Annotated in this window: 17 protein-coding genes; 10 read left to right on the forward strand and 7 right to left on the reverse strand. The window is 61.5% G+C overall.

Annotated features, from left to right (window positions below; all coding sequences use genetic code 11):
- Positions 1-55 precede the first annotated feature (55 nt).
- A complete protein-coding gene (gene mnmC, locus CFII68_RS21300; RefSeq protein WP_018602909.1) occupies positions 56-2,038 on the reverse strand; it encodes a bifunctional tRNA (5-methylaminomethyl-2-thiouridine)(34)-methyltransferase MnmD/FAD-dependent 5-carboxymethylaminomethyl-2-thiouridine(34) oxidoreductase MnmC in 1,983 nt (660 codons plus the stop codon).
- Between the two features lie 229 nt (positions 2,039-2,267).
- Here mnmC and pap point away from each other — a divergent pair, with 229 nt between their 5' ends.
- Positions 2,268-3,785 (forward strand): polyphosphate:AMP phosphotransferase, encoded by a 1,518-nt coding sequence (gene pap / locus CFII68_RS21295; protein WP_018602911.1) that lies wholly within the window; start codon positions 2,268-2,270, stop codon positions 3,783-3,785.
- 103 nt (positions 3,786-3,888) lie between these two features.
- Positions 3,889-5,073 carry a thiolase family protein gene (locus tag CFII68_RS21290; protein ID WP_018602913.1) on the forward strand — a complete coding sequence of 395 codons (1,185 nt, stop codon included), beginning with the start codon at positions 3,889-3,891 and terminating at the stop codon, positions 5,071-5,073.
- Between the two features lie 191 nt (positions 5,074-5,264).
- On the opposite strand, the gene CFII68_RS21285 is transcribed toward CFII68_RS21290, so the two are convergent.
- Complete coding sequence (locus tag CFII68_RS21285; protein ID WP_018602915.1) at positions 5,265-5,462, reverse strand: DUF6316 family protein; 198 nt, start codon at positions 5,460-5,462, stop codon at positions 5,265-5,267.
- A gap of 190 nt (positions 5,463-5,652) precedes the next feature.
- On the opposite strand from CFII68_RS21285, the gene CFII68_RS21280 reads away from it, so the two are divergent.
- Positions 5,653-6,615, forward strand: a complete 963-nt coding sequence (locus CFII68_RS21280) for a DMT family transporter (RefSeq protein ID WP_018602917.1) — start codon at positions 5,653-5,655, stop codon at positions 6,613-6,615.
- Positions 6,616-6,723: 108 nt separating this feature from the next.
- Here CFII68_RS21280 and CFII68_RS21275 read toward each other — a convergent pair whose 3' ends face one another.
- Entirely contained in the window at positions 6,724-8,118 is a 1,395-nt protein-coding gene (locus CFII68_RS21275) for a class II fumarate hydratase (RefSeq protein WP_014337208.1), read from the reverse strand.
- A 202-nt stretch (positions 8,119-8,320) separates the two neighbouring features.
- Between CFII68_RS21275 and CFII68_RS21270 the strand changes: the two genes are divergently transcribed.
- From CFII68_RS21270 to CFII68_RS21240, 7 genes are all read left to right on the forward strand, one after another.
- Positions 8,321-8,839, forward strand: coding sequence for a DUF2059 domain-containing protein (locus CFII68_RS21270; protein ID WP_018602923.1), 519 nt, complete (start codon positions 8,321-8,323; stop codon positions 8,837-8,839).
- 12 nt (positions 8,840-8,851) lie between these two features.
- Positions 8,852-9,151 carry a BolA family transcriptional regulator gene (locus CFII68_RS21265; protein ID WP_014337210.1) on the forward strand — a complete coding sequence of 100 codons (300 nt, stop codon included), beginning with the start codon at positions 8,852-8,854 and terminating at the stop codon, positions 9,149-9,151.
- A gap of 332 nt (positions 9,152-9,483) precedes the next feature.
- Positions 9,484-10,425, forward strand: a complete 942-nt coding sequence (locus tag CFII68_RS21260) for a rhodanese-related sulfurtransferase (protein WP_018602926.1) — start codon at positions 9,484-9,486, stop codon at positions 10,423-10,425.
- Positions 10,426-10,461: 36 nt separating this feature from the next.
- Complete coding sequence (locus tag CFII68_RS21255; RefSeq protein ID WP_174553541.1) at positions 10,462-11,064, forward strand: DsbA family protein; 603 nt, start codon at positions 10,462-10,464, stop codon at positions 11,062-11,064.
- Positions 11,057-12,883 (forward strand): ABC transporter ATP-binding protein, encoded by a 1,827-nt coding sequence (locus CFII68_RS21250; RefSeq protein ID WP_018602929.1) that lies wholly within the window; start codon positions 11,057-11,059, stop codon positions 12,881-12,883. Before CFII68_RS21255 ends, CFII68_RS21250 begins: the two co-directional genes overlap by 8 nt.
- Before the next feature lie 190 nt (positions 12,884-13,073).
- A complete protein-coding gene (locus CFII68_RS21245; RefSeq protein ID WP_018602931.1) occupies positions 13,074-15,533 on the forward strand; it encodes an EAL domain-containing protein in 2,460 nt (819 codons plus the stop codon).
- A 77-nt stretch (positions 15,534-15,610) separates the two neighbouring features.
- Positions 15,611-16,381, forward strand: a complete 771-nt coding sequence (locus CFII68_RS21240; RefSeq protein WP_371103540.1) for a TenA family transcriptional regulator — start codon at positions 15,611-15,613, stop codon at positions 16,379-16,381.
- A 279-nt stretch (positions 16,382-16,660) separates the two neighbouring features.
- Here the strand turns inward: CFII68_RS21240 and CFII68_RS21235 are convergent, their stop codons facing one another.
- From CFII68_RS21235 to ubiG, 4 genes are all read right to left on the reverse strand, one after another.
- On the reverse strand, positions 16,661-17,587 hold the full coding sequence (locus CFII68_RS21235; RefSeq protein ID WP_018602935.1) for a GGDEF domain-containing protein: 927 nt from the start codon (positions 17,585-17,587) through the stop codon (positions 16,661-16,663).
- Positions 17,588-17,941: 354 nt separating this feature from the next.
- The gene (locus CFII68_RS21230; protein WP_018602937.1) at positions 17,942-18,682 is read right to left on the reverse strand and encodes a YciK family oxidoreductase; all 741 of its coding nucleotides are present in this window, start codon (positions 18,680-18,682) and stop codon (positions 17,942-17,944) included.
- Positions 18,683-18,863: 181 nt separating this feature from the next.
- Positions 18,864-19,535 (reverse strand): N-acetylmuramic acid 6-phosphate phosphatase MupP, encoded by a 672-nt coding sequence (mupP, locus tag CFII68_RS21225; protein WP_018602938.1) that lies wholly within the window; start codon positions 19,533-19,535, stop codon positions 18,864-18,866.
- Positions 19,536-19,539: 4 nt separating this feature from the next.
- Positions 19,540-20,238: a bifunctional 2-polyprenyl-6-hydroxyphenol methylase/3-demethylubiquinol 3-O-methyltransferase UbiG gene (ubiG, locus tag CFII68_RS21220; RefSeq protein WP_018602940.1), complete on the reverse strand. Its 699-nt coding sequence runs from the start codon at positions 20,236-20,238 to the stop codon at positions 19,540-19,542.
- Positions 20,239-20,289 lie beyond the last annotated feature (51 nt).

Consider the following 20,289-nt stretch of genomic DNA (forward strand, 5'->3'; position numbering starts at 1 on the left):
GCCATCGCGAGCAAGCTCAGCTCCCACAGGATTTGTGGTGAGCCATCCATCTGCGCTAGGCCTTACCCCGAATCAATGCCCGCAACGCAAACCGGTTCGGATGGCAGGCTTCGGCCACGCTGCGGGGCAGGGGCAGGGGTTCGTTGTCCAGCCAGGCGGCGATCAGTTCGCCCGACAGCGGGGCGGTGATCAGGCCGCGGGAGCCGTGGCCGCTGTTGATGTACAGGCCGTCGAGCCACGGGCAGGCAGTGTCCGGCACCTGGCGGGCGTCCTTGCCGAGGGCCGCATAGGCCTCGGTAAAGGCCTGGCGGTCCGCCAACGGTCCGACAATCGGCAGGTAGTCCGGGCTGGTGCAACGGAACGCCGCGCGACCTTCGAGGTGTTCCGGGTCCAGGCTGCCAGCGTTCAGGCGGTCCACCAGGTCTTGGGAGATTTCTTCGAGCATCTGCAGGTTGCCGGCGTGCTCGGCGACCGTGGGCGTCAGGTCGTCGCTGTTGAAATCGAAACTGGCGCCCAGGGTGTGCTCGCCCAGCCGCGGCGGAGCCACATAGCCTTCGGCGCACACCACGGTCGCCAGGCTCTGGCTGCGGCTGGTTTGCGGCAGTCGGGTGATTTGCCCGCGAATGCGCTTGAGTGGCAAGTCGGCGGCCGGTTCGAAACGTTTGATTTCGGCGGCGCTGGCGAGGATCGCCACCGGCGCGCTGGCCAGGCAGCGTTCGCCGTCCCATGCCTGCCATTGGCCGTCAACGCGGCGCAGTGACAACACTTCATGATGGTGCTGCACGTCAATCGTCGTGCCCGAGGCTTGCCAGCGACACAACGCCGGCGGATGCACCCAGCCGCCCTCGGGGTAAAACAGGCCGCCACAGGCCAGGCCGATGCCGGACCGAAGCTGGGCCTCGGACTGATCGAGGGTATGCAGTAAATCCCTCGGGAACGCCTCGGCCAGTTGCGCCTGACGCTCGGCTTCCTTGCTGTTGAAGGCCAATTGCAAGACGCCGCAGGCGTCCCAGTCAATGCCGCGTTGCAGTTGCTCCAGCACACGCCGGGTGTAGCCGAAGCCGCTGAGGATCATCTGCGATAACGCGGTGCCGTGGGCTGACAGCTTGAGGTACAGCACGCCCTGGGGGTTGCCGGAAGCTTCCTCGGCCAACCCGGCATGACGCTCCAGCAGCGTCACCTGCCAGCCACGCGCGGCGAGACTCGCGGCGCTGGCACAACCGGCCAGGCCGCCACCGATCACCAGGGCCCGGCGTTCGCCGGTTGGCAGCACGGGGCGGGCGTACCAGGGTTTTGCTGCAGACGGTGCCGGCGTCTGCTCCGGCCAGCCAAGAAACACACCGCGCAGGATTTCCCACTTATGGCCGATGCCCGGCGTGCGCTTCATCTTGAAGCCTGCCGCGTTCAGCAAGCGCCGGACCCAACCGGTGCTGGTGAAGGTGCTGAGGGTGGCGTCGGGCGCGGCCAGCCGGGCCAGTTCGGCGAACAGCTCGGCGGTCCACATCTCGGGGTTCCTGGCCGGCGCAAAACCGTCGAGGAACCAGGCGTCGATCTGCCCGTCCAGTTGCGGCAACTGCTCCAGGGCATCGCCGATCAGCAGGGTCAGCGTCACCCGTCCGTCCGCCAAGACCAGGCGCTGGAAACCCTGATGGATCGCCACGTACTGCTCAAGCAATTGCTCCGCCTGAAGGCTCAGTTGCGGCCACAAGGCCAGCGCCCGGCGCAGGTCCTCGGGGCTCAAGGGGTACTTCTCGACACTGACAAAATGCAGACGGGCGCCTGCCGGTGCAGACTGTTCGAACAGTTGCCAGGCGCAGAGGAAATTCAAGCCGGTGCCAAATCCGGTTTCGCCGATCACCAGCCGCCCGTCATCGGCCAGGGCCGCGAAACGCTCGGCCAGGTTGTTCTGCTCAAGGAATACATAACGGGTTTCTTCCAGCCCCGACTGGTCGGAAAAATACACATCGTCGAACACCCGCGAACGCGGGCGACCCTGATCATCCCAGTCGAGTTGGGCGTGTTGCTGGATGGGCGTCATGGCTGGCTCGGTCAAAACTGAGCGGCCATTCTAGCCGATTGGATTACCTCGTCTGCTTGTCGATCGTTCCAACGCTCCGCGTGGGAATGCCTCTACGGACGCTCCGCGTTCGGCTTTTTTGGGACGCGGAGCGTCCCTGGCTTCATTCCCACGCGGAGCGTTGGAACGATCACTACGCCGGGCCGCGTCCAATCCGCTAGTCTTGAGCCATCCTTGGAAGGAGCTGCCCATGTTTGAATCCGCTGAAATCGGTCATGTCATCGATAAAGACACCTTTGAGGCCGAGGTGCCGGCCCTGCGTGAAGCGCTGCTGGAGGCGCAATTCGAGTTGCAGCAGCAGGGCCGGTTTCCGGTCATCGTGTTGATCAACGGCGTCGAAGGCGCGGGCAAGGGCGAGACGGTGAAGTTGCTCAACGAGTGGATGGACCCGCGGCTGATCGAAGTGCGCACCTTCGACCAACAGACCGACGAGGAACTGGCGCGGCCTCCGGCATGGCGCTACTGGCGGATGCTGCCGGCCAAGGGGCGCATGGGGATTTTCTTCGGCAACTGGTACAGCCAGATGCTGCAGGGCCGGGTCCATGGCGAGTTCAAGGACCCGCGGCTCGACCAGGCGATTGCCGGTGCCGAGCGCCTGGAGAAAATGCTTTGCGATGAAGGCGCGCTGATCTTCAAATTCTGGTTCCACCTCTCCAAGAAACAGATGAAGGCCCGGCTCAAGGGGCTCAAGGATGACCCGCTGCACAGCTGGCGCATCAGCCCGCTGGACTGGCAGCAGTCCCAGACCTACGACAAGTTCGTCAAATACGGCGAGCGTGTGCTGCGCCGCACCAGTCGCGATTACGCGCCGTGGCATGTCATCGAAGGCATGGACAGCTGTTATCGCAGCCTCACCGTCGGGCGGATCCTGCTCGACGGCTTGCGACAGGCCCTGGACCGGTCGAAGATCAAGCCGCAAAAGGTCAACGTGGCGCCGTTGCCTGCGCTGGACGGCCAGGTCACGCTGCTCGACAGCCTGGACATGACTCGCTGCCTGGACAAGGCCGACTACGAAGAGCAACTGATCACCGAGCAGGCGCGGTTCGCCGGCCTGCTGCGGGATAAACGCATGCGCCAGCATGCCTTGGTGGCGGTGTTCGAAGGCAATGACGCGGCAGGCAAGGGCGGGGCGATCCGACGGGTTGCGGCGGCCCTGGACCCGCGCCAATACAGCATCGTGCCGATTGCTGCGCCCACTGAAGAAGAGCGCGCCCACCCCTACATGTGGCGGTTCTGGCGGCATATTCCCGCGCGGGGCAAGTTCACCATGTTCGACCGCTCCTGGTACGGCCGGGTGCTGGTGGAGCGGGTCGAAGGGTTTTGCAGCCAGGCCGACTGGCTGCGGGCCTACGGTGAAATCAACGACTTCGAGGAACAGATCGCCGATGCCGGCGTGGTGGTGGTCAAGTTCTGGCTGGCCATCGACAAGGAAACCCAGCTGGAGCGTTTCCAGGAGCGTGAGGAGATTCCGTTCAAGCGCTTCAAGATCACCGAGGATGACTGGCGCAACCGCGACAAGTGGGACGCCTACCGCGCGGCGGTGTGCGACATGGTCGACCGCACTAGCACCGAGATTTCCCCTTGGACATTGGTGGAAGCCAACGACAAGCGCTGGGCGCGGGTCAAGGTGTTGCGCACCCTCAACCAGGCGCTGGAGGCAGCTTTCGAGCGGACTGCAAAACAGGCTCGCAAGAACAAGAAGGGCTAGGGCGATGGGCACGCATACGCGGGGTGAATGATTGTCGCAGTCGGTTATGCAGTGGATTTATGCTCGATTCACTCTCAACCGACTACAACAATGAGGTACAGCCATGCGTGAAGTGGTGATCGTCGACAGCGTACGGACCGGCCTGGCCAAGTCCTTTCGCGGCAAGTTCAACATGACCCGTCCAGACGACATGGCGGCCCATTGTGTCGATGCCTTGCTGGCGCGCAACGACATCAACCCGGCCAGTGTCGAGGACTGCATCGTCGGAGCCGGGTCCAATGAAGGTGCCCAGGGCTACAACCTCGGGCGCAACGTGGCGGTGCTCTCGCAATTGGGCATCGGCACGGCCGGCATGACCCTCAACCGTTTCTGCTCCTCGGGCCTGCAAGCCATTGCCATCGCCGCCAACCAGATCGCTTCCGGTTGCAGCGACATCATCGTGGCGGGCGGCGTGGAATCCATCAGCCTGACGATGAAAAGCGTCAACACCGACAACCTGATCAACCCGCTGCTCAAGGAGCAGGTGCCCGGGATCTATTTCCCCATGGGCCAGACGGCCGAGATCGTTGCCCGTCGTTACCAGGTCAGCCGCGAGGAGCAGGACCGCTACGCCTTGCAGAGCCAGCAACGCACCGCGAAGGCCCAGGCGGCCGGGTTGTTCGATGACGAAATCATCCCGATGGCGGTCAAGTACCGGGTCGAGGACAAGAACACTGGCGCTGTGCAGATCCTCGACGGTGTGGTCGATCGCGACGATTGCAATCGCCCGGACACCACCTACGAAAGCCTGGCAGGCCTGAAACCGGTGTTCGCCGAAGACGGTTCGGTGACGGCGGGTAACTCGTCGCAGTTGTCCGACGGGGCCTCGATGACCTTGGTGATGAGCCTGGAAAAAGCCTTGGCGCTGGGGCTCAAGCCCAAGGCGTTTTTTCGCGGCTTCACCGTGGCCGGTTGCGAGCCGGACGAGATGGGCATCGGCCCGGTGTTTTCAGTGCCCAAGCTGCTCAAGGCCAAGGGCTTGCAGATCGCCGATATCGACCTGTGGGAACTCAACGAGGCGTTTGCTTCCCAGTGTCTGTACAGCCGCAACCGGCTGGAAATCGATCCCGAAAAGTACAACGTCAACGGCGGCTCGATCTCCATCGGCCATCCATTCGGCATGACCGGCTCGCGGCAAGTGGGGCATCTGGTGCGCGAGCTGCAGCGGCGCAACCTGCGCTACGGCATCGTGACCATGTGCGTGGGCGGCGGGATGGGGGCTACGGGGTTGTTTGAGGCGGTGAGATAACCGGGCGCTGACGAGGGGATTATTTATGGCGAGGGGATTTATCTCTGTGGGAGCAAGGCTTGCCCGCGATGAAGTTGATGCGGTCTCTCAAACCGAGGTGTCTGCATCGCGAGCAAGCTTTGCTCCCACAGGGCGTTTCTCCCACAGGTAAATCCCCTCGCCACAAGGAGCTGCGCCAGCCGTGAGAGTGTTTAGCTGGCAACCTGAGTCAGCTGCTGCATCCGCTGGATATACGCTTCGATCTCCATTTCTGCCGCCTCGCGGGTGGCGAACGGACCCTCCTGGGTGCCCTCACGTGTATTGAAATAAAACTCGCCGTTAACCCGGCAGATCCGATCACTGCGAAAAATAGTCGTAGGGGCAGGATCCAAGGCGCGTTTTCCAAGCATGTCGGGTCTCCAGAGTACAGCGAGGTCTGTTTAAAATGAGCATATGTGTTGTCCCTGATTCCCGCCTGTCCAGCCGATCGACGGCTACGACCCCTACAATCCCATGGGCGGCCTCTGCCCAACTGTCCCTGTGTCGTGACGCAATAGACGCCTAGAATGAACGTCCTTTGTCTTGGGCTTCGAGGGTTGTATGCACATATCGTCCGGTCGCTGGGTCTACGGTCTGTTCCTCGCCCTGCTGACTGCCCTGCTCTGGGGAATCCTGCCGATCAAGCTCAAGCAAGTGCTGCAAGTGATGGACCCGGTCACCGTGACCTGGTTTCGCTTGATGGTGTCCGGCGGTTTGTTGTTCATCTATTTGGCGGCCACCCGGCGCCTGCCCAGTCGCAAGGTCCTTGGCCCACGCGGCGGCTGGCTGGTGGCGATGGCGGTGCTCGGGCTGGTGGGCAACTACGTGTTTTACCTGATGGGCCTGAACCGCCTGAGCCCCGGCACCGCGCAATTGGTGGTGCAGATGGGGCCGATCATGTTGCTGGTCGCCAGCCTGTTCGTGTTCAAGGAGCGGTTCAGTGTGGGGCAGGGCATCGGCCTGCTGGTGCTGCTGATCGGTTTCGCGCTGTTCTTCAACCAGCGCCTGGGCGAGTTGCTGACGTCCCTGAGCGACTACACCGCCGGGGTCTTGATGGTGTTGTTGGCGTCGACGGTCTGGACGTTTTATGCCCTGGGTCAGAAGCAATTGTTGACGGTGTGGAATTCGTTGCAGGTGATGATGGTGATCTACCTGTTCTGCGCGTTGCTGCTCACGCCCTGGGTGCATCCGTTGGCGGCGCTGCAATTGAGCCCGTTGCAAGGCTGGCTGTTGCTCGCATGCTGCCTCAACACGCTGATTGCCTATGGTGCGTTTGCCGAAGCCTTGGCCCATTGGGAAGCTTCGCGGGTCAGCGCGACGCTGGCGATCACGCCGCTGGTGACGTTCGCCGCAGTGGCGATGGCGGCTTGGTGGTGGCCTGATTATGTCCATGCCGAGCAGATCAATCTGCTGGGGTATGGCGGGGCGGTGCTGGTGGTGCTGGGGTCGGCGCTGGTTGCCCTGGGCCCGTCGCTGATCGCCGGGCTCAGGGCCCGGCACGAGCGTTTGGCTGTCGGGCGTTAGCCCGCTGTGGGAGCGAGCCTGCTCGCGATGGCGGCCTGACAGGCAATAGAGATGTCGAGCCTGCCGGCCTCATCGCGAGCAGGCTCGCTCCCACAGGGGGGATGGCGTTTAGCCCTGGCTACCCGCCTCCAGCATATTCTCCGGCCGCACCCAGGCATCGAACTCTTCATCGGTCAGGTACCCCAGTTGCAGCGCCGCCTCACGCAGGGTTAGCCCTTCGCCGTAGGCTTTCTTGGCGATTTCTGCAGACTTGTCGTAGCCGATGTGCGGGTTCAGCGCCGTCACCAGCATCAACCCACGCTCCAGGTGCGCGGCCATCTGCTCGGCATCCGGCTCGAGCCCGGCGATGCAGTGCTGTTGGAAGTTGCTGCAGCCGTCGGCCAGCAGGCGAATCGATTGCAGCAGGTTGTGGATGATCACTGGTTTGAACACGTTCAACTGCAAATGCCCCTGGCTGGCGGCAAAACCGATGGTCACGTCGTTGCCCATGACCTGGCAGGCCAGCATCGACAAGGCTTCGCACTGGGTCGGGTTGACCTTGCCGGGCATGATGGAACTGCCCGGTTCGTTGGCTGGCAGTTTCACCTCGGCGAACCCGGCCCGGGGTCCGGAGCCCAGCAGGCGCAGGTCGTTGGCGATCTTCATCAAGGTCACGGCGAGGGTTTTCAGCGCGCCGGACAACGAGGTCAGGGGTTCATGGCCGGCCAAGGCGGCAAACTTGTTCGGTGCGGTGACGAACGGCAGGCCCGACAGCGCCGCCAGTTCAGCGGCAATCGCTTCGCCGAAACCATGCGGTGAATTGAGCCCGGTGCCGACCGCCGTGCCACCCTGGGCCAGTTCGCAGACTGCGGGCAGCGCGGCGCGGATCGCTCGTTCGGCGTAATCGAGTTGAGCAATGAACGCCGACAATTCCTGGCCAAAGGTGATCGGCGTGGCATCCATCATGTGGGTGCGGCCGGTCTTGACCAGTTTCATGTGGCGCGCCGCCAGTTCCGCCAGGCCGCCGGACAGCTCGCTGATGGCCGGGAGCAATTGCTGGTGGACGGCCTGGGCGGCGGCAATGTGCATCGCGGTGGGGAAGCAGTCGTTGGAGCTCTGCGAGCGGTTGACGTGGTCGTTGGGGTGCACGGGGCTCTTGCCACCGCGCGGGTTGCCGGCCAGTTCGTTGGCGCGCCCGGCGATCACCTCGTTGACGTTCATGTTGCTCTGGGTTCCGCTGCCGGTCTGCCAGACCACCAGCGGGAACTGGTCGTCATGCTGGCCGGCCAGCACTTCGTCGGCGGCCTGTTCGATCAGGCGGGCGATGTCGACGGGGAGGTCGCCATTGCGATCATTGACCCGCGCGGCGGCTTTCTTGATCAGTGCCAAGGCGTGCAACACCGACAGCGGCATGCGTTCGTTGCCAATGGCGAAGTTGATCATGGAACGCTGCGTCTGGGCGCCCCAGTAGGCATCGTCCGGGACTTCAACCTGGCCAAGGCTGTCGGTTTCGATACGGCTCATCGGGTCAAACTCCTTAAGGGCTGAATGCGCAGTTTAGGCCCAGATGGGCGGTTCCGGTTCCCTCAATCATTCCTCAATCCAGGAGCGGTGGGTTCGGCCCGTCAATCGGACCCGACAAGCTCCGGGGTTGAGGCCCGGCGTTTTTTAGGCGCAGAATGGTCGCCCTTGGGGTTTTACCTCGCCTGTAATGAAAGGAAACTCGATGACCCGTCTTCGTGCCATCTGTACCGCAGTTGCTCTGGTGTGTGCCAGCGGCCCTGTTTTCGCCGATACCGCCAGCCACAACGCCAGCGCCGAAGCGTTCCTGACCCTGGCGCACGCTGACAAACTGGGCACTCCGGTGTACATGCAAGTGCAGCAGATGTTTGCCCAGCGCTTTGAACAGACCAAGGCCCCTGAGTCGAAAAAAGCCACCCTGGAAACCTACCAGGCCAAGGCCAATGCCGCGCTGGACCAAGCCATCGGCTGGAACAAGCTCAAGCCGGACATGGTCAAGCTCTACACCAGCAACTTCAGCGAATCGGAGCTCAAGGACCTGGTCGCTTTCTACCAATCGCCATTGGGCAAGAAAGTCCTCGAGAAAATGCCGCAGTTGACCCAGCAATCGGCCCAACTGACCCAGGCCAAGCTTGAAAGCGCGGTCCCGGTGGTCAACAAACTGCTCGCGGACATGACGGCCGAGCTCGAGCCAAAAGCCGCCCCAGCCAAGAAAAAGCCGTAAGCGGAGCCTGGTATGAGCATGCAACAACGCATCGAATCGACACTCGGGCTCCTGCAGCCCGAGCACTTGCAAGTGCTGGATGAAAGCCACATGCACAGCCGTGGCCTGCAGACCCACTTCAAGGCCGTGGTGGTCAGCCAGCAGTTCGAAGGGCTCAATCGCGTCAAGCGTCACCAGAAGGTCTACGGCACGCTGGGCGAGCTGATGGGTGAGTTCCATGCGTTGGCGCTGCACACCTACACCCCCGAAGAATGGGCGCAGATCGACGCGGCCCCGGCTTCGCCGACGTGTGCCGGTGGCAGCAAGCACTGATTGGGCTGCGGTGGATGGCAAAGCCTTGAATCTGTGGGAGCAAAGCCCTGTGGGAGCAAGGCTCTGTGGGAGTGAGCCCCTGTGGGAGCAAAGCTTGCTCGCGATGAAGTTGATGCGGTCTCTCAAAAACCGAGGTGTCTGCATCGCGAGCAAGCTTTGCTCCCACAGGGTCTTGCTCTCACAGCGTGATCCTCACGGCACTGTTGCCCACAGCAATCGCTGTCTGCAACCCCCCTGTTTTTTGTTAGAATCCGTAACGCGCCGCTCACCCGGCGCGTTTTTTTTCGCATCCGGTTCACCCTTTACGAGGGTAGCCACCTGGAGAAACACCCATGGCACAACCCATTGTCGTGGCGGCACTGTATAAGTTCGTCACCCTTGAAGATTACGTCGAACTGCGTGAGCCCTTGCTCAAGGCCATGCTCGACAACAGCATCAAAGGCACATTGCTGATCGCCGACGAAGGCATCAACGGCACGGTCTCCGGCACTCGAGAAGGCATCGACGGCCTGCTGGCCTGGCTCAAGAACGATCCGCGCATGATCGACATCGACCATAAAGAGTCGTACTGCGATGAGCAGCCGTTCTACCGCACCAAGGTCAAGCTCAAGAAAGAAATCGTCACCCTCGGCGTCGAAGGCGTGGACCCGAACAAGCAGGTCGGCACCTATGTCGAACCACAGGACTGGAACGCGCTGATCAGCGATCCGGAAGTGTTGTTGATCGACACCCGTAACGATTACGAAGTGTCCATTGGCACCTTCGAAGGCGCCATCGACCCCAAGACCACCAGCTTTCGTGAGTTCCCCGAGTACATCAAGGCCAACTTCGACCCGGCCAGGCACAAGAAAGTCGCGATGTTCTGCACCGGCGGCATTCGTTGTGAAAAAGCTTCCAGCTACATGCTCGGCCAGGGTTTCGACGAGGTCTATCACCTCAAGGGCGGCATCCTGAAATACCTCGAAGAGGTCCCTCAGGAAGAAACCAAGTGGCGCGGCGACTGCTTCGTGTTCGACAACCGCGTAACTGTTCGCCACGACCTCAGCGAAGGGGACTACGATCAATGTCACGCTTGTCGTACCCCGGTAAGCGTAGAAGACCGCGCCTCGGAGCACTATGTGCCTGGCATCAGCTGCCCGCACTGCTGGGATAAACTGAGCGAGAAGACCCGTCGCAGCGCCATCGACCGGCAGAAGCAGATCGAGTTGGCCAAGGCGCGCAACATGCCGCACCCGATCGGCTACAACTACAAGCAAACATCTTCCGAGGCTTGAACCATGGCGTCACGCCTGCTCTATGTGATGGACCCGATGTGTTCCTGGTGCTGGGGCTTTGCGCCGGTGGCCGAGGCGTTGGTAGAGCAGGCGCAGGCCGCAGGGGTGGAGTTGCACCTGGTGGTGGGCGGTTTGCGCACCGGCAGCGGTTCGGCGCTGGAGCCGACCACCCGGCGCTACATTCTTGAACACTGGCAGGCGGTCACCCAGGCCACCGGCCAGCCCTTCAAGCTTGAAGGCGCGTTGCCGGACGGTTTCGTCTATGACACCGAGCCTGCCTGCCGGGCACTGGTGACGGCCCGCAGCCTGGCTCCAGACCTGGCCTGGAAGCTGGTGAAGCTGATCCAGCAGGCTTTTTATGTGCAAGGCCGTGACGTCACTCACGCCAGCGTGCTGGTGGAGCTGGCCGAACAGGCCGGGCTGCCACGCATCGAATTCGCCGCGGCCTTCGACCGCGCCGATCAACACGCGGCCACCGCTGCGGATTTCACCTGGGTACAGGACTTGGGCATTGCCGGGTTCCCCACACTGTTGGCCGAGCGTGATGGCCAGTTGGCCTTGCTGACCAACGGTTACCAGCCCCTGAGCCAACTGTCGCCTTTGCTTGGCCGCTGGCTGGAGCGCGCGGCCTGTGCCTGACTGGCCGCCAGATACATCGGCTTCGCAGCGCATCGACCGGTTGAGCTGGGCACAAATCCGTCGACTGGCCCTCAAGCATAAAAAAGCCCTGTGGATCGCCAACGGTGTGGCCGTGCTGGCGACACTGTGCAGCGTGCCGATCCCGTTGCTGTTACCGCTGCTGGTGGATGAAGTGCTGCTGGGGCATGGCGATGCGGCCCTGAAAGTCATGAACCAGGCATTGCCCACGCAGTGGCAGCGCGCGGCTGGCTACATTGGGCTGATGTTGCTGGTGACCCTGGCCCTGCGCTGTGGCGCATTGCTGTTCAATGTGCTGCAGGCGCGCTTGTTCGCCCGCTTGGCCAAGGACATTGTCTATCGCATTCGCATCCGCTTGATCGAACGGCTCAAGCGAATTTCCCTGGGCGAGTACGAAAGCCTGGGCAGTGGCACCGTGGCGGCCCACCTGGTCACTGACCTGGACACCCTCGACAAATTCATCGGCGAAACCCTCAGCCGTTTCCTGGTGGCGATGTTGACCCTGGTGGGCACCGCCGGGATCCTGGTGTGGATGCACTGGGAGCTGGCGCTGCTGATCCTGCTGTTCAACCCGCTGGTGATCTATGCCACGGTGCAGTTGGGCAAGCGGGTCAAGCACCTCAAGAAACTGGAGAACGACAGCACCTCACGCTTCACCCAGGCCTTGACCGAAACCCTGGATGCCATCCAGGAAGTGCGCGCCGGTAACCGCCAGGGTTATTTCCTTGGTCGTTTGGGGATGCGTGCCAAGGAGGTCCGTGATTACGCCGTGAGTTCGCAGTGGAAAACCGACGCCTCGAACCGCGCCAGTGGTTTGCTGTTTCAGTTCGGCATCGATATTTTTCGCGCAGCGGCCATGCTCACCGTGGTGTTCTCCGACCTGTCCATCGGCCAGATGCTGGCGGTGTTCAGCTACCTCTGGTTCATGATCGGGCCGGTCGAGCAACTGTTGAACTTGCAGTACGCCTATTACGCTGCCGGCGGCGCCTTGAGTCGAATCAATGAACTGCTGGCCCGGGCCGACGAGCCGCAGTACACGGGCGGCGTCGATCCGTTCAAGGGCCGTGACACCGTGGGCATCGATATCCAGGGGTTGAGTTTCGGTTACGGCGAGGAGCTGGTGCTCAACCAGTTGAACTTGTCCATCTCGCCGGGCGAGAAAGTCGCCATTGTCGGTGCCAGCGGCGGCGGCAAGAGCACCCTGGTGCAGTTGTTACTGGGGCTCTACACGCCACAATCGGGCAGCATTCGTTTCGGCGGCGCCACGCAGCAGGAGATCGGCCTGGAGACCATCCGCGAGAATGTTGCAGTGGTGTTGCAACATCCGGCGCTGTTCAACGACACGGTGCGGGCCAACCTCGCCATGGGCCGTGAGTGCAGTGACGACGACTGCTGGCGAGCACTGGAAATCGCCCAGCTCGATGCTACCGTACGGGCGCTGCCCCAGGGCCTGGAGAGCGTCGTTGGGCGTTCCGGGGTGCGGCTGTCGGGCGGGCAGCGTCAACGGCTGGCCATCGCCCGCATGGTACTGGCCGACCCACGGGTGGTGATTCTCGACGAAGCCACCTCGGCACTGGACGCTGCCACCGAGTACAACCTTCACCAGGCACTGGCGCGCTTTTTGAGTGCACGCACCACGCTGATCATCGCCCACCGGCTCTCGGCGGTGAAGCAGGCCGATCGGGTATTGGTGTTCGACGCAGGGCAAATCGCGGAGGACGGTGACCATTTGCAGTTGATTGCCGAAGGAGGCCTCTACGCTCGACTCTACGGTCATTTGCAACAGATACAGCAGCCTTGAGTTTCCCGAGTTTTTCTGCGCTTAGTATCGGAAAAAAAGCAGGCAAACACGCCGATCTTTCCGAATTCCACGCAAAGCCTGTCGATCTGTTCATCCATTCATTCGAAGGGGTGAAAACTAGCCTAGGCTATTGAGTCAGGAGCGGAATTCTGGCGGGTGTTCGTCCAGCAATACCTGTGCAAGGGACCTCATGAAGCAAAAGCAGACTCTCGCAACACCACGGCTGCTGGGCATCGTCTGGCCCTTTATCGCCGTCGTGCTCTTTCAGGCATTGCTTGGCGGCGTCAGCCTTTACGTGCTGTCCGCCGTTCGCGGCTACGTGGCGGGGGAGAGTCTCTGGTCCAAGGGCCAGAAAGACGCCATCTATTACCTCAACCTCTACGCCGACAGCCGCGACGAGGCGATTTTCCGCAAGTACCAGCAAGCCATCGCCGTACCTGAAGGCGGCCATGAACTACGGGTGGCGCTGGACCGCGAACCGCCGGACCTGGAAGCGGCACGGCTCGGGATTCTCAAAGGCGGCAACCATCCTGACGACGTGTCCAGCGTGATCTGGTTGTACCTCAATTTCCGTCACTTCAGTTACCTGGAAGAAGCCATCGATCTCTGGACGGTGGGCGACGGCTACCTGATCGAGCTGGATAGCGTCGCCCGGCAGATGCACAGCAGCATTACCGCAGGCCAGGCGACGGAGGTGGATATCCGCGGCTGGAAGGCCCAGATCTTTGCGATCAACGATTCCGTCACCCCGGCCGCCAAGGCATTCAGCGACGCACTGGGCGAGGGCTCGCGGTTCATTCTGCGGCTTTTGCTGGTGACCAATTTCGCCACCGCCCTGGGGTTGATCGTCCTGGCGTTGTTGCGTACCCATAAACTGCTCGCCCAGCGGCAGGTGTTTGCCAATGCGCTGCAGATGGAGAAAGAGCGGGCGCAGATCACCCTGCAATCCATTGGCGACGGGGTCATCACCACCGACGTCGAAGGGGCCATCGCCTACATGAACCCCGCTGCCGAAGCGATGACCCACTGGAAAGCCGAACACGCCTCGGGCTTACCCCTGGCCGCGCTGTTCAATTTGCTCGATGACAATGCCCAGACCGAGGGGCTGACCCTGATCGAGCACATCCTCAGCGGCCGGCTCAGCGCCGCCAGCGAACATTCGAAACTGATCCAGCGCCTGGATGGCAGCACCGTGTCGGTCACCCTGGTGGGCGCGCCGATCCGCCATGCCGGCAAGGTCAGCGGCGCGGTGCTGGTGTTGCATGACATGACCCAGGAACGCCAATACATCGCCAACCTGTCGTGGCAGGCCACCCATGACGCCCTGACTGGCCTGGCCAACCGTCGGGAGTTCGAGTATCGCCTCGAGCAGGCCTTGCACAACCTCACTCGCCAGGTCGGGCGCCATGCCTTGATGTTTCTCGACCTGGACCAGTTCAAGCTGGTCAACGATACCTGCGGCCATGCAGCAGGCGACGAATTGCTGCGGCATATCTGCGCCTTGTTGCAATCAGGGCTGCGGGAAAACGACACCCTGGCCCGGCTGGGCGGGGATGAGTTCGGGATCCTGCTGGAGAACTGCTCGCCGGACGCGGCGGAAAAAATCGCCGAAGGGCTGCGCCAGACCGTGCAGAACCTTCACTTTGTCTGGAAGGGCCGGCCGTTCGTGACCACCGTCAGTATCGGCCTGGTGCATATCGCCCAGACGCCGACGACCCTGGAGGCGTCCCTGCGGGCTGCCGACATGGCTTGCTACATGGCCAAGGAAAAGGGCCGCAACCGGGTCCAGGTCTATCATGCCGACGACTCGGAGCTGTCCCTGCGCTTTGGCGAGATGGCCTGGGTCCAGCGCCTGCACATGGCCCTGGAGGAAAACCGCTTCTGCCTCTACGCCCAGGAAATCGCCGCGCTGGGCCCGGGCGATCATGGCGGTGGACACATTGAAATCCTGTTGCGCCTGCATGACGAAGCCGGGCGGATGATCCTGCCGGACAGCTTCATTCCCGCAGCGGAACGCTATGGCCTGATGACCTCCCTGGACCGTTGGGTGGTGGAGAATGTCTTCAAGATCATCCGCCAGTGCCTGAATGATTCGCGACCGGGGCCCATGGCGATGTGTGCGATCAATCTGTCAGGCACAACGATCGGAGATCAAGCGTTCCTCGACTTTTTGCGTAAACAGTTCGCGGCTTATTCGATTCCGCCAGAAATGATTTGTTTTGAAATTACAGAAACCAGCGCTATTTCGAATTTGGGCAGTGCAATTCGCTTTATCAATGAACTCAAGGGCTTGGGATGCTACTTCTCGCTGGATGACTTTTGCGCCGGAATGTCTTCATTCGCTTACCTGAAACATTTACCTGTAGACTTCCTGAAGATCGACGGGAGTTTCGTAAAGGATATGCTGGACGACCCGATTAACCGTGCAATGGTCGAAGTGATCAATCACATCGGCCACGTCATGGGTAAGCGCACGATTGCCGAGTTTGTTGAAACCGCCCAGATCGAGCAGGCATTGCTGGAAATAGGGGTGGATTACGCTCAGGGGTATGTGATCGAACGCCCGCAATTGTTTACCTGTGACACGTTGCAATGTCGGCCGGCCAGGCCCCAGCCGTTGTTATTCAAGGCCCCCGGCACGTTCCGCTGAACCTCTTGTTGATCTGGAAAATCACAATCAAAAGGAGCCCGACAGTGATCGACATATTCAACCGAACAGGCCCGCTCATGGACGCCACGAGCTATCCGAAATGGGCACAGCAGCTCATTACCGATTGCAGCGAGAGCAAGCGCCGGGTTGTCGAACACGAACTGTATCAGCGCATGCGCGACAACAAGCTCAGCGCCAGGACCATGCGCCACTACCTCATTGGTGGTTGGCCGGTCGTCGAACAGTTCGCTTTATACATGGCACAGAACCTCACCAAGACCCGCTTTGCCCGCCACCCCGGCGAGGACATGGCGCGTCGCTGGCTGATGCGCAACATTCGTGTCGAACTCAACCATGCCGACTACTGGGTCAATTGGAGCGCCGCCCATGGCGTGACCCTGGAAGACCTGCAAGCCCAGCATGTGCCGCCTGAGCTGCATGCCTTGAGCCACTGGTGCTGGCACACCAGTTCCTCGGATTCGCTGATCGTGGCCATTGCCGCGACCAACTATGCCATTGAGGGGGCCACGGGAGAGTGGTCGGCGCTGGTGTGTTCCAGCGGTGTCTACGCGGCCGCTTTCGCCGAGGAAGACCGCAAACGGGCGATGAAATGGCTGAAGATGCATGCCCAGTACGACGATGCCCATCCTTGGGAAGCGCTGGAAATCATCTGTACGCTGGCGGGAATGAACCCAAGCAAGACCCTGCAAACGGAGCTGCGCCAGGCCGTGTGCAAGAGCTATGACTACATGTACCTGTTCCTGGAGCGTTGTATGCAACTGGAACAGGCGGAGACGGTGAGTAAATCGTCATCCCACCGTGAGCGCCTGGCATTGGCCGGGAGCTAATAACAGCTACACATAGCCACAACCTGTGGGAGCGAGCCTGCTCGCGAAGCGGTCTGACAGTCGACGGGGAGGTTGACTGCAAAGCCGCTATCGCGAGCAGGCTCGCTCCCACAGTTGTTTTTGGGTGAATGCTGGCTTGTGGTCGCTGCAAGACCTTGTGGGAGCGGGCTTGCTCGCGAAGGCTTCGGTGCATTCAACATATTCATAGGCTGACCCACCGCTTTCGCGAGCAAGCCCGCTCCCACAAAGATGTCGGTGTTCTTATATTCTTTCGTTGCTTCAGCCGGCCATTGCCAGTCGGTTACGGCCTTCGCGCTTGGCCACGTATAGCGCGCTGTCGGCCCTGCGCAGCAGGCTTTCCGATGATTCCCCCGGTAGCAGGGTGGCGCACCCCAGGCTGACCGTCAGCTCGATCCTCGTGCTCGCGGCGAAATAATCCTGGGCCTGGGCGGCGTAGCGCAGCCGTTCACCGACCATGGCTGCAGCATCCCGGCTGGTATTGGCCAGCAGGATCAGAAATTCTTCACCGCCGAACCTGAACACCATGTCCACGTTGCGCAGTTGGCTCTTGATCGACTCGGCCACGGCCTTGAGCACTTCATCGCCAACGCCATGACCATGGCTATCGTTGATGCGCTTGAAATGGTCGATGTCGAGCATCAGCACTGACAAGGGTTGGGAATGACGCTTGGCCATGTCGATTTCACGCATCAGCGTCTGGTCCATGGCGATGCGGTTGCCGGTACCGGTCAGCGGATCGCGCAGGGCGCTTTGGGTGGCGGCGCGGTAGAGCAGCGCGTTGCGCAGAGGGTACAGCAGCGTCGACATGATGGATTCAAGGTCGCTCTGTTCCGGCTCGGTGAAGCGTTGGTTGCGACGGAATACCAGTTCACCCAGGTGTTCGCCTTCATGGCTGAGGTTATAGCTGAGGGTGTGATGCCCGCGTTGTCCGAACTCCAGGCGCAGGTCACTGGCCTTATGCTGATAGGCCAACGCATCCAGGGGCACCAGCCGCTGGATTTCCCGGAAAAACAGGCCAAGGATGCGCTGTGGCTCCAGGCTGGTCTGCAATTGCTGGCTCAGTTGCTGGCGCAATTGCGAAAGACTGACGGAGCGTGCCGCGAGCGGCGATGGCTGGCCAAGACCCAGACGCTGCAATTTGGCGCTGTCGAAGTCAATCGCGTTGATCTGGGTGGGCGTTTTCATATGGCGTTAGCCCCTAAGCTAAATCTGTCCTGGCAGGTTGGGTGTGGCGGCTTTGGGCTGCGCGTCGTACTGGTCCTTCAGTCCCGTAGGACCATTGAGCTAAGTTTAGTCCGCTTTCCCTGTCAGGCATAAATCTCGTCTCGATGTCCGTTACCCGCCGAACATGGCGTGTTTGAGGATATTTAGAGCGAAAGTCGTGCCATTCGGTTCACTTCTATAAAAACCGATTGTAAATCAATAGCTTGTCAGTAAGTTATGGCAGACTCGGCGACGTGGAGTTGGCGGTTCGCCTCGTTGGGCATCGACCTGGGCCGGTGTCGCGACGGGAAATCGTCGCGACGCCGGTCGGGCTCATTATTGCGCGTTGAACGCCTGGCCATTGACGCCGGTGCTGTCCGGGCCCATGAGGTACAGGTAGACCGGCATGATCTCCTCGGGCGTCGGATTGTTGAGCGGGTTTTCCCCCGGGTAGGCCTGGGCGCGCATGCTGGTGCGGGTGGCGCCGGGGTTGATGCTGTTGGCGCGCACGGCGGCAACGGTGTCGACTTCGTCGGCCAAGGTCTGCATCAGCCCCTCGGTGGCGAACTTGGACACGCCGTAGGCGCCCCAGTACGCCCGGCCCTTGCGCCCGACGCTGCTGGAGGTGAACACCACGGACGCATCCTGGGACAGCTTGAGCAGGGGCAGCAAGGTGCTGGTGAGCATGAACATCGCGTTGACGTTGACGTGCATCACCCGCATGAAATTCTCACCGGACAACTGCTCCAGCGGCGTACGCGGGCCGATGATCGAGGCGTTGTGCAGCAGGCCGTCCAGATGACCGAACTCGGTTTCGATCATCGCCGCCAGTTCATCGTACTGATGAGGCAGCGCGGTTTCGAGGTTGAACGGAATCACCGCCGGCTGCGGATGGCCGGCCGCTTCGATTTCATCGTAGACCTGGGTCAGGTTGGCTTCGGTCTTGCCCAGCAGCAGCACGGTGGCACCGTGGGCGGCGTAGGCTTTCGCCGCAGCGGCACCGATCCCGCGACCGGCGCCGGTGACCAGGATCACCCGGCCATTGAGCAGGTCGGGGCGGGCGGAATAATCAAACATAAAAGAACCTCAACAAATCAATCGGTTGGCAGAAGCTGTTGTGGCGAGGAGATTTATCTCCGCAATGTGGGAGCAAAGCTTGCTCGCGAAACAGGCGCCTCGATTCCTGAAAGACCGCATCGCCTTCATCGCGGGCAAGCCTTGCTCCCACATCACTCCCTTCACTGCAACAACAGTCACATCAGCAACTGCACAACGCGTTATCCAGCACCTCGCGCAACGCCGAGGGGTGATCGATCACCACATCCGCGCCCCAGTGCCGGGGGTTGTCGTCCGGGTGGATGTAGCCGTAGGTCACCGCACACGTCCTGGTGCCGGCGCTGCGACCGGACTCGATGTCCCGCAGGTCATCACCCACGAACAGCACGCTGGCCGGGTCCAGGTCGAGCATCTTGCACGCCAGGGTCAGCGGTTCCGGGTCTGGCTTGCTGTTTTTCACGTGGTCAGGGCAGATCAGCACTTTCGAGCGTTCGGCCAGGCCCAGTTGCTGCATGATCGGCTCGGCGAAACGCACCGGCTTGTTGGTGACCACGCCCCAGATCAGGTTGGCCGCTTCGATATCGGCCAACACTTCGGCCATGCCGTCGAACAGGTGGCTGTGGACCGCGCAATCCTTGAGGTAGCGGTCGAGGAACTCCTGGCGCAGTTCCTCGAACCCCGGTGATTCCGGGTCCATGGAAAAGGTCACCGCGACCATCGCCCGGGCGCCGCCGGAAATCTCGTCGCGAATGTGCTGGGCGTTCATCGGTGGCAAGCCACGGTCGGCGCGCATGGCCTGGCAGATGGCGATGAAGTCCGGCGCGGTGTCGAGCAGCGTGCCGTCCATGTCGAAAAGAACCGCTTTGAGACGCATCGACTTACTCCTCGCGCAGGGTCTGGATCATGTAGTTGACGTCAACGTCGGCGGCCAGCTTGTAGTGCTTGGTCAGCGGGTTGTAGGTCAGGCCAATGATGTCCTTGACGGTCAGCCCGGCCGCACGGCTCCAGGCGCCCAGTTCGGAAGGGCGGATGAATTTCTTGAAGTCGTGAGTGCCGCGCGGCAACAGCTTCATGATGTATTCGGCGCCGATGATGGCGAACAGGTAGGCCTTCGGATTGCGGTTGATGGTGGAAAAAAACACCTGCCCGCCCGGCTTGACCATGCGAAAGCAAGCGCGGATGACCGAGGACGGGTCCGGCACGTGCTCGAGCATTTCCAGGCAGGTGACCACGTCGAATTGGCCAGGCATCTCTTCGGCCAAGCCTTCGGCGGTGATCTGCCGGTACTCCACGCTGACGCCCGACTCCAGTTGATGCAGTTGTGCAACCGCCAGTGGCGCTTCGCCCATGTCGATGCCCATCACCGTCGCCCCGCGTTGGGCCATGGCTTCGCTGAGAATGCCGCCGCCACAACCGACGTCGAGCACCTTCTTGCCGGCCAGGTTGACCCGTTCGTCAATCCAGTTGACCCGCAGCGGGTTGATGTCGTGCAGCGGTTTGAATTCGCTTTCACGGTCCCACCAGCGATGGGCCAGGGCTTCGAATTTGGCGATTTCGGCGTGGTCGACGTTGCTCATGTGCAGATCCTCGAAAAGCTTGAAAAATCAGGTGCCCCGAGCCGCGGCTCA

It is taken from the genome of Pseudomonas sp. CFII68 (assembly GCF_000416195.1).
Classification (GTDB): Bacteria; Pseudomonadota; Gammaproteobacteria; order Pseudomonadales; family Pseudomonadaceae; genus Aquipseudomonas; species Aquipseudomonas kilonensis.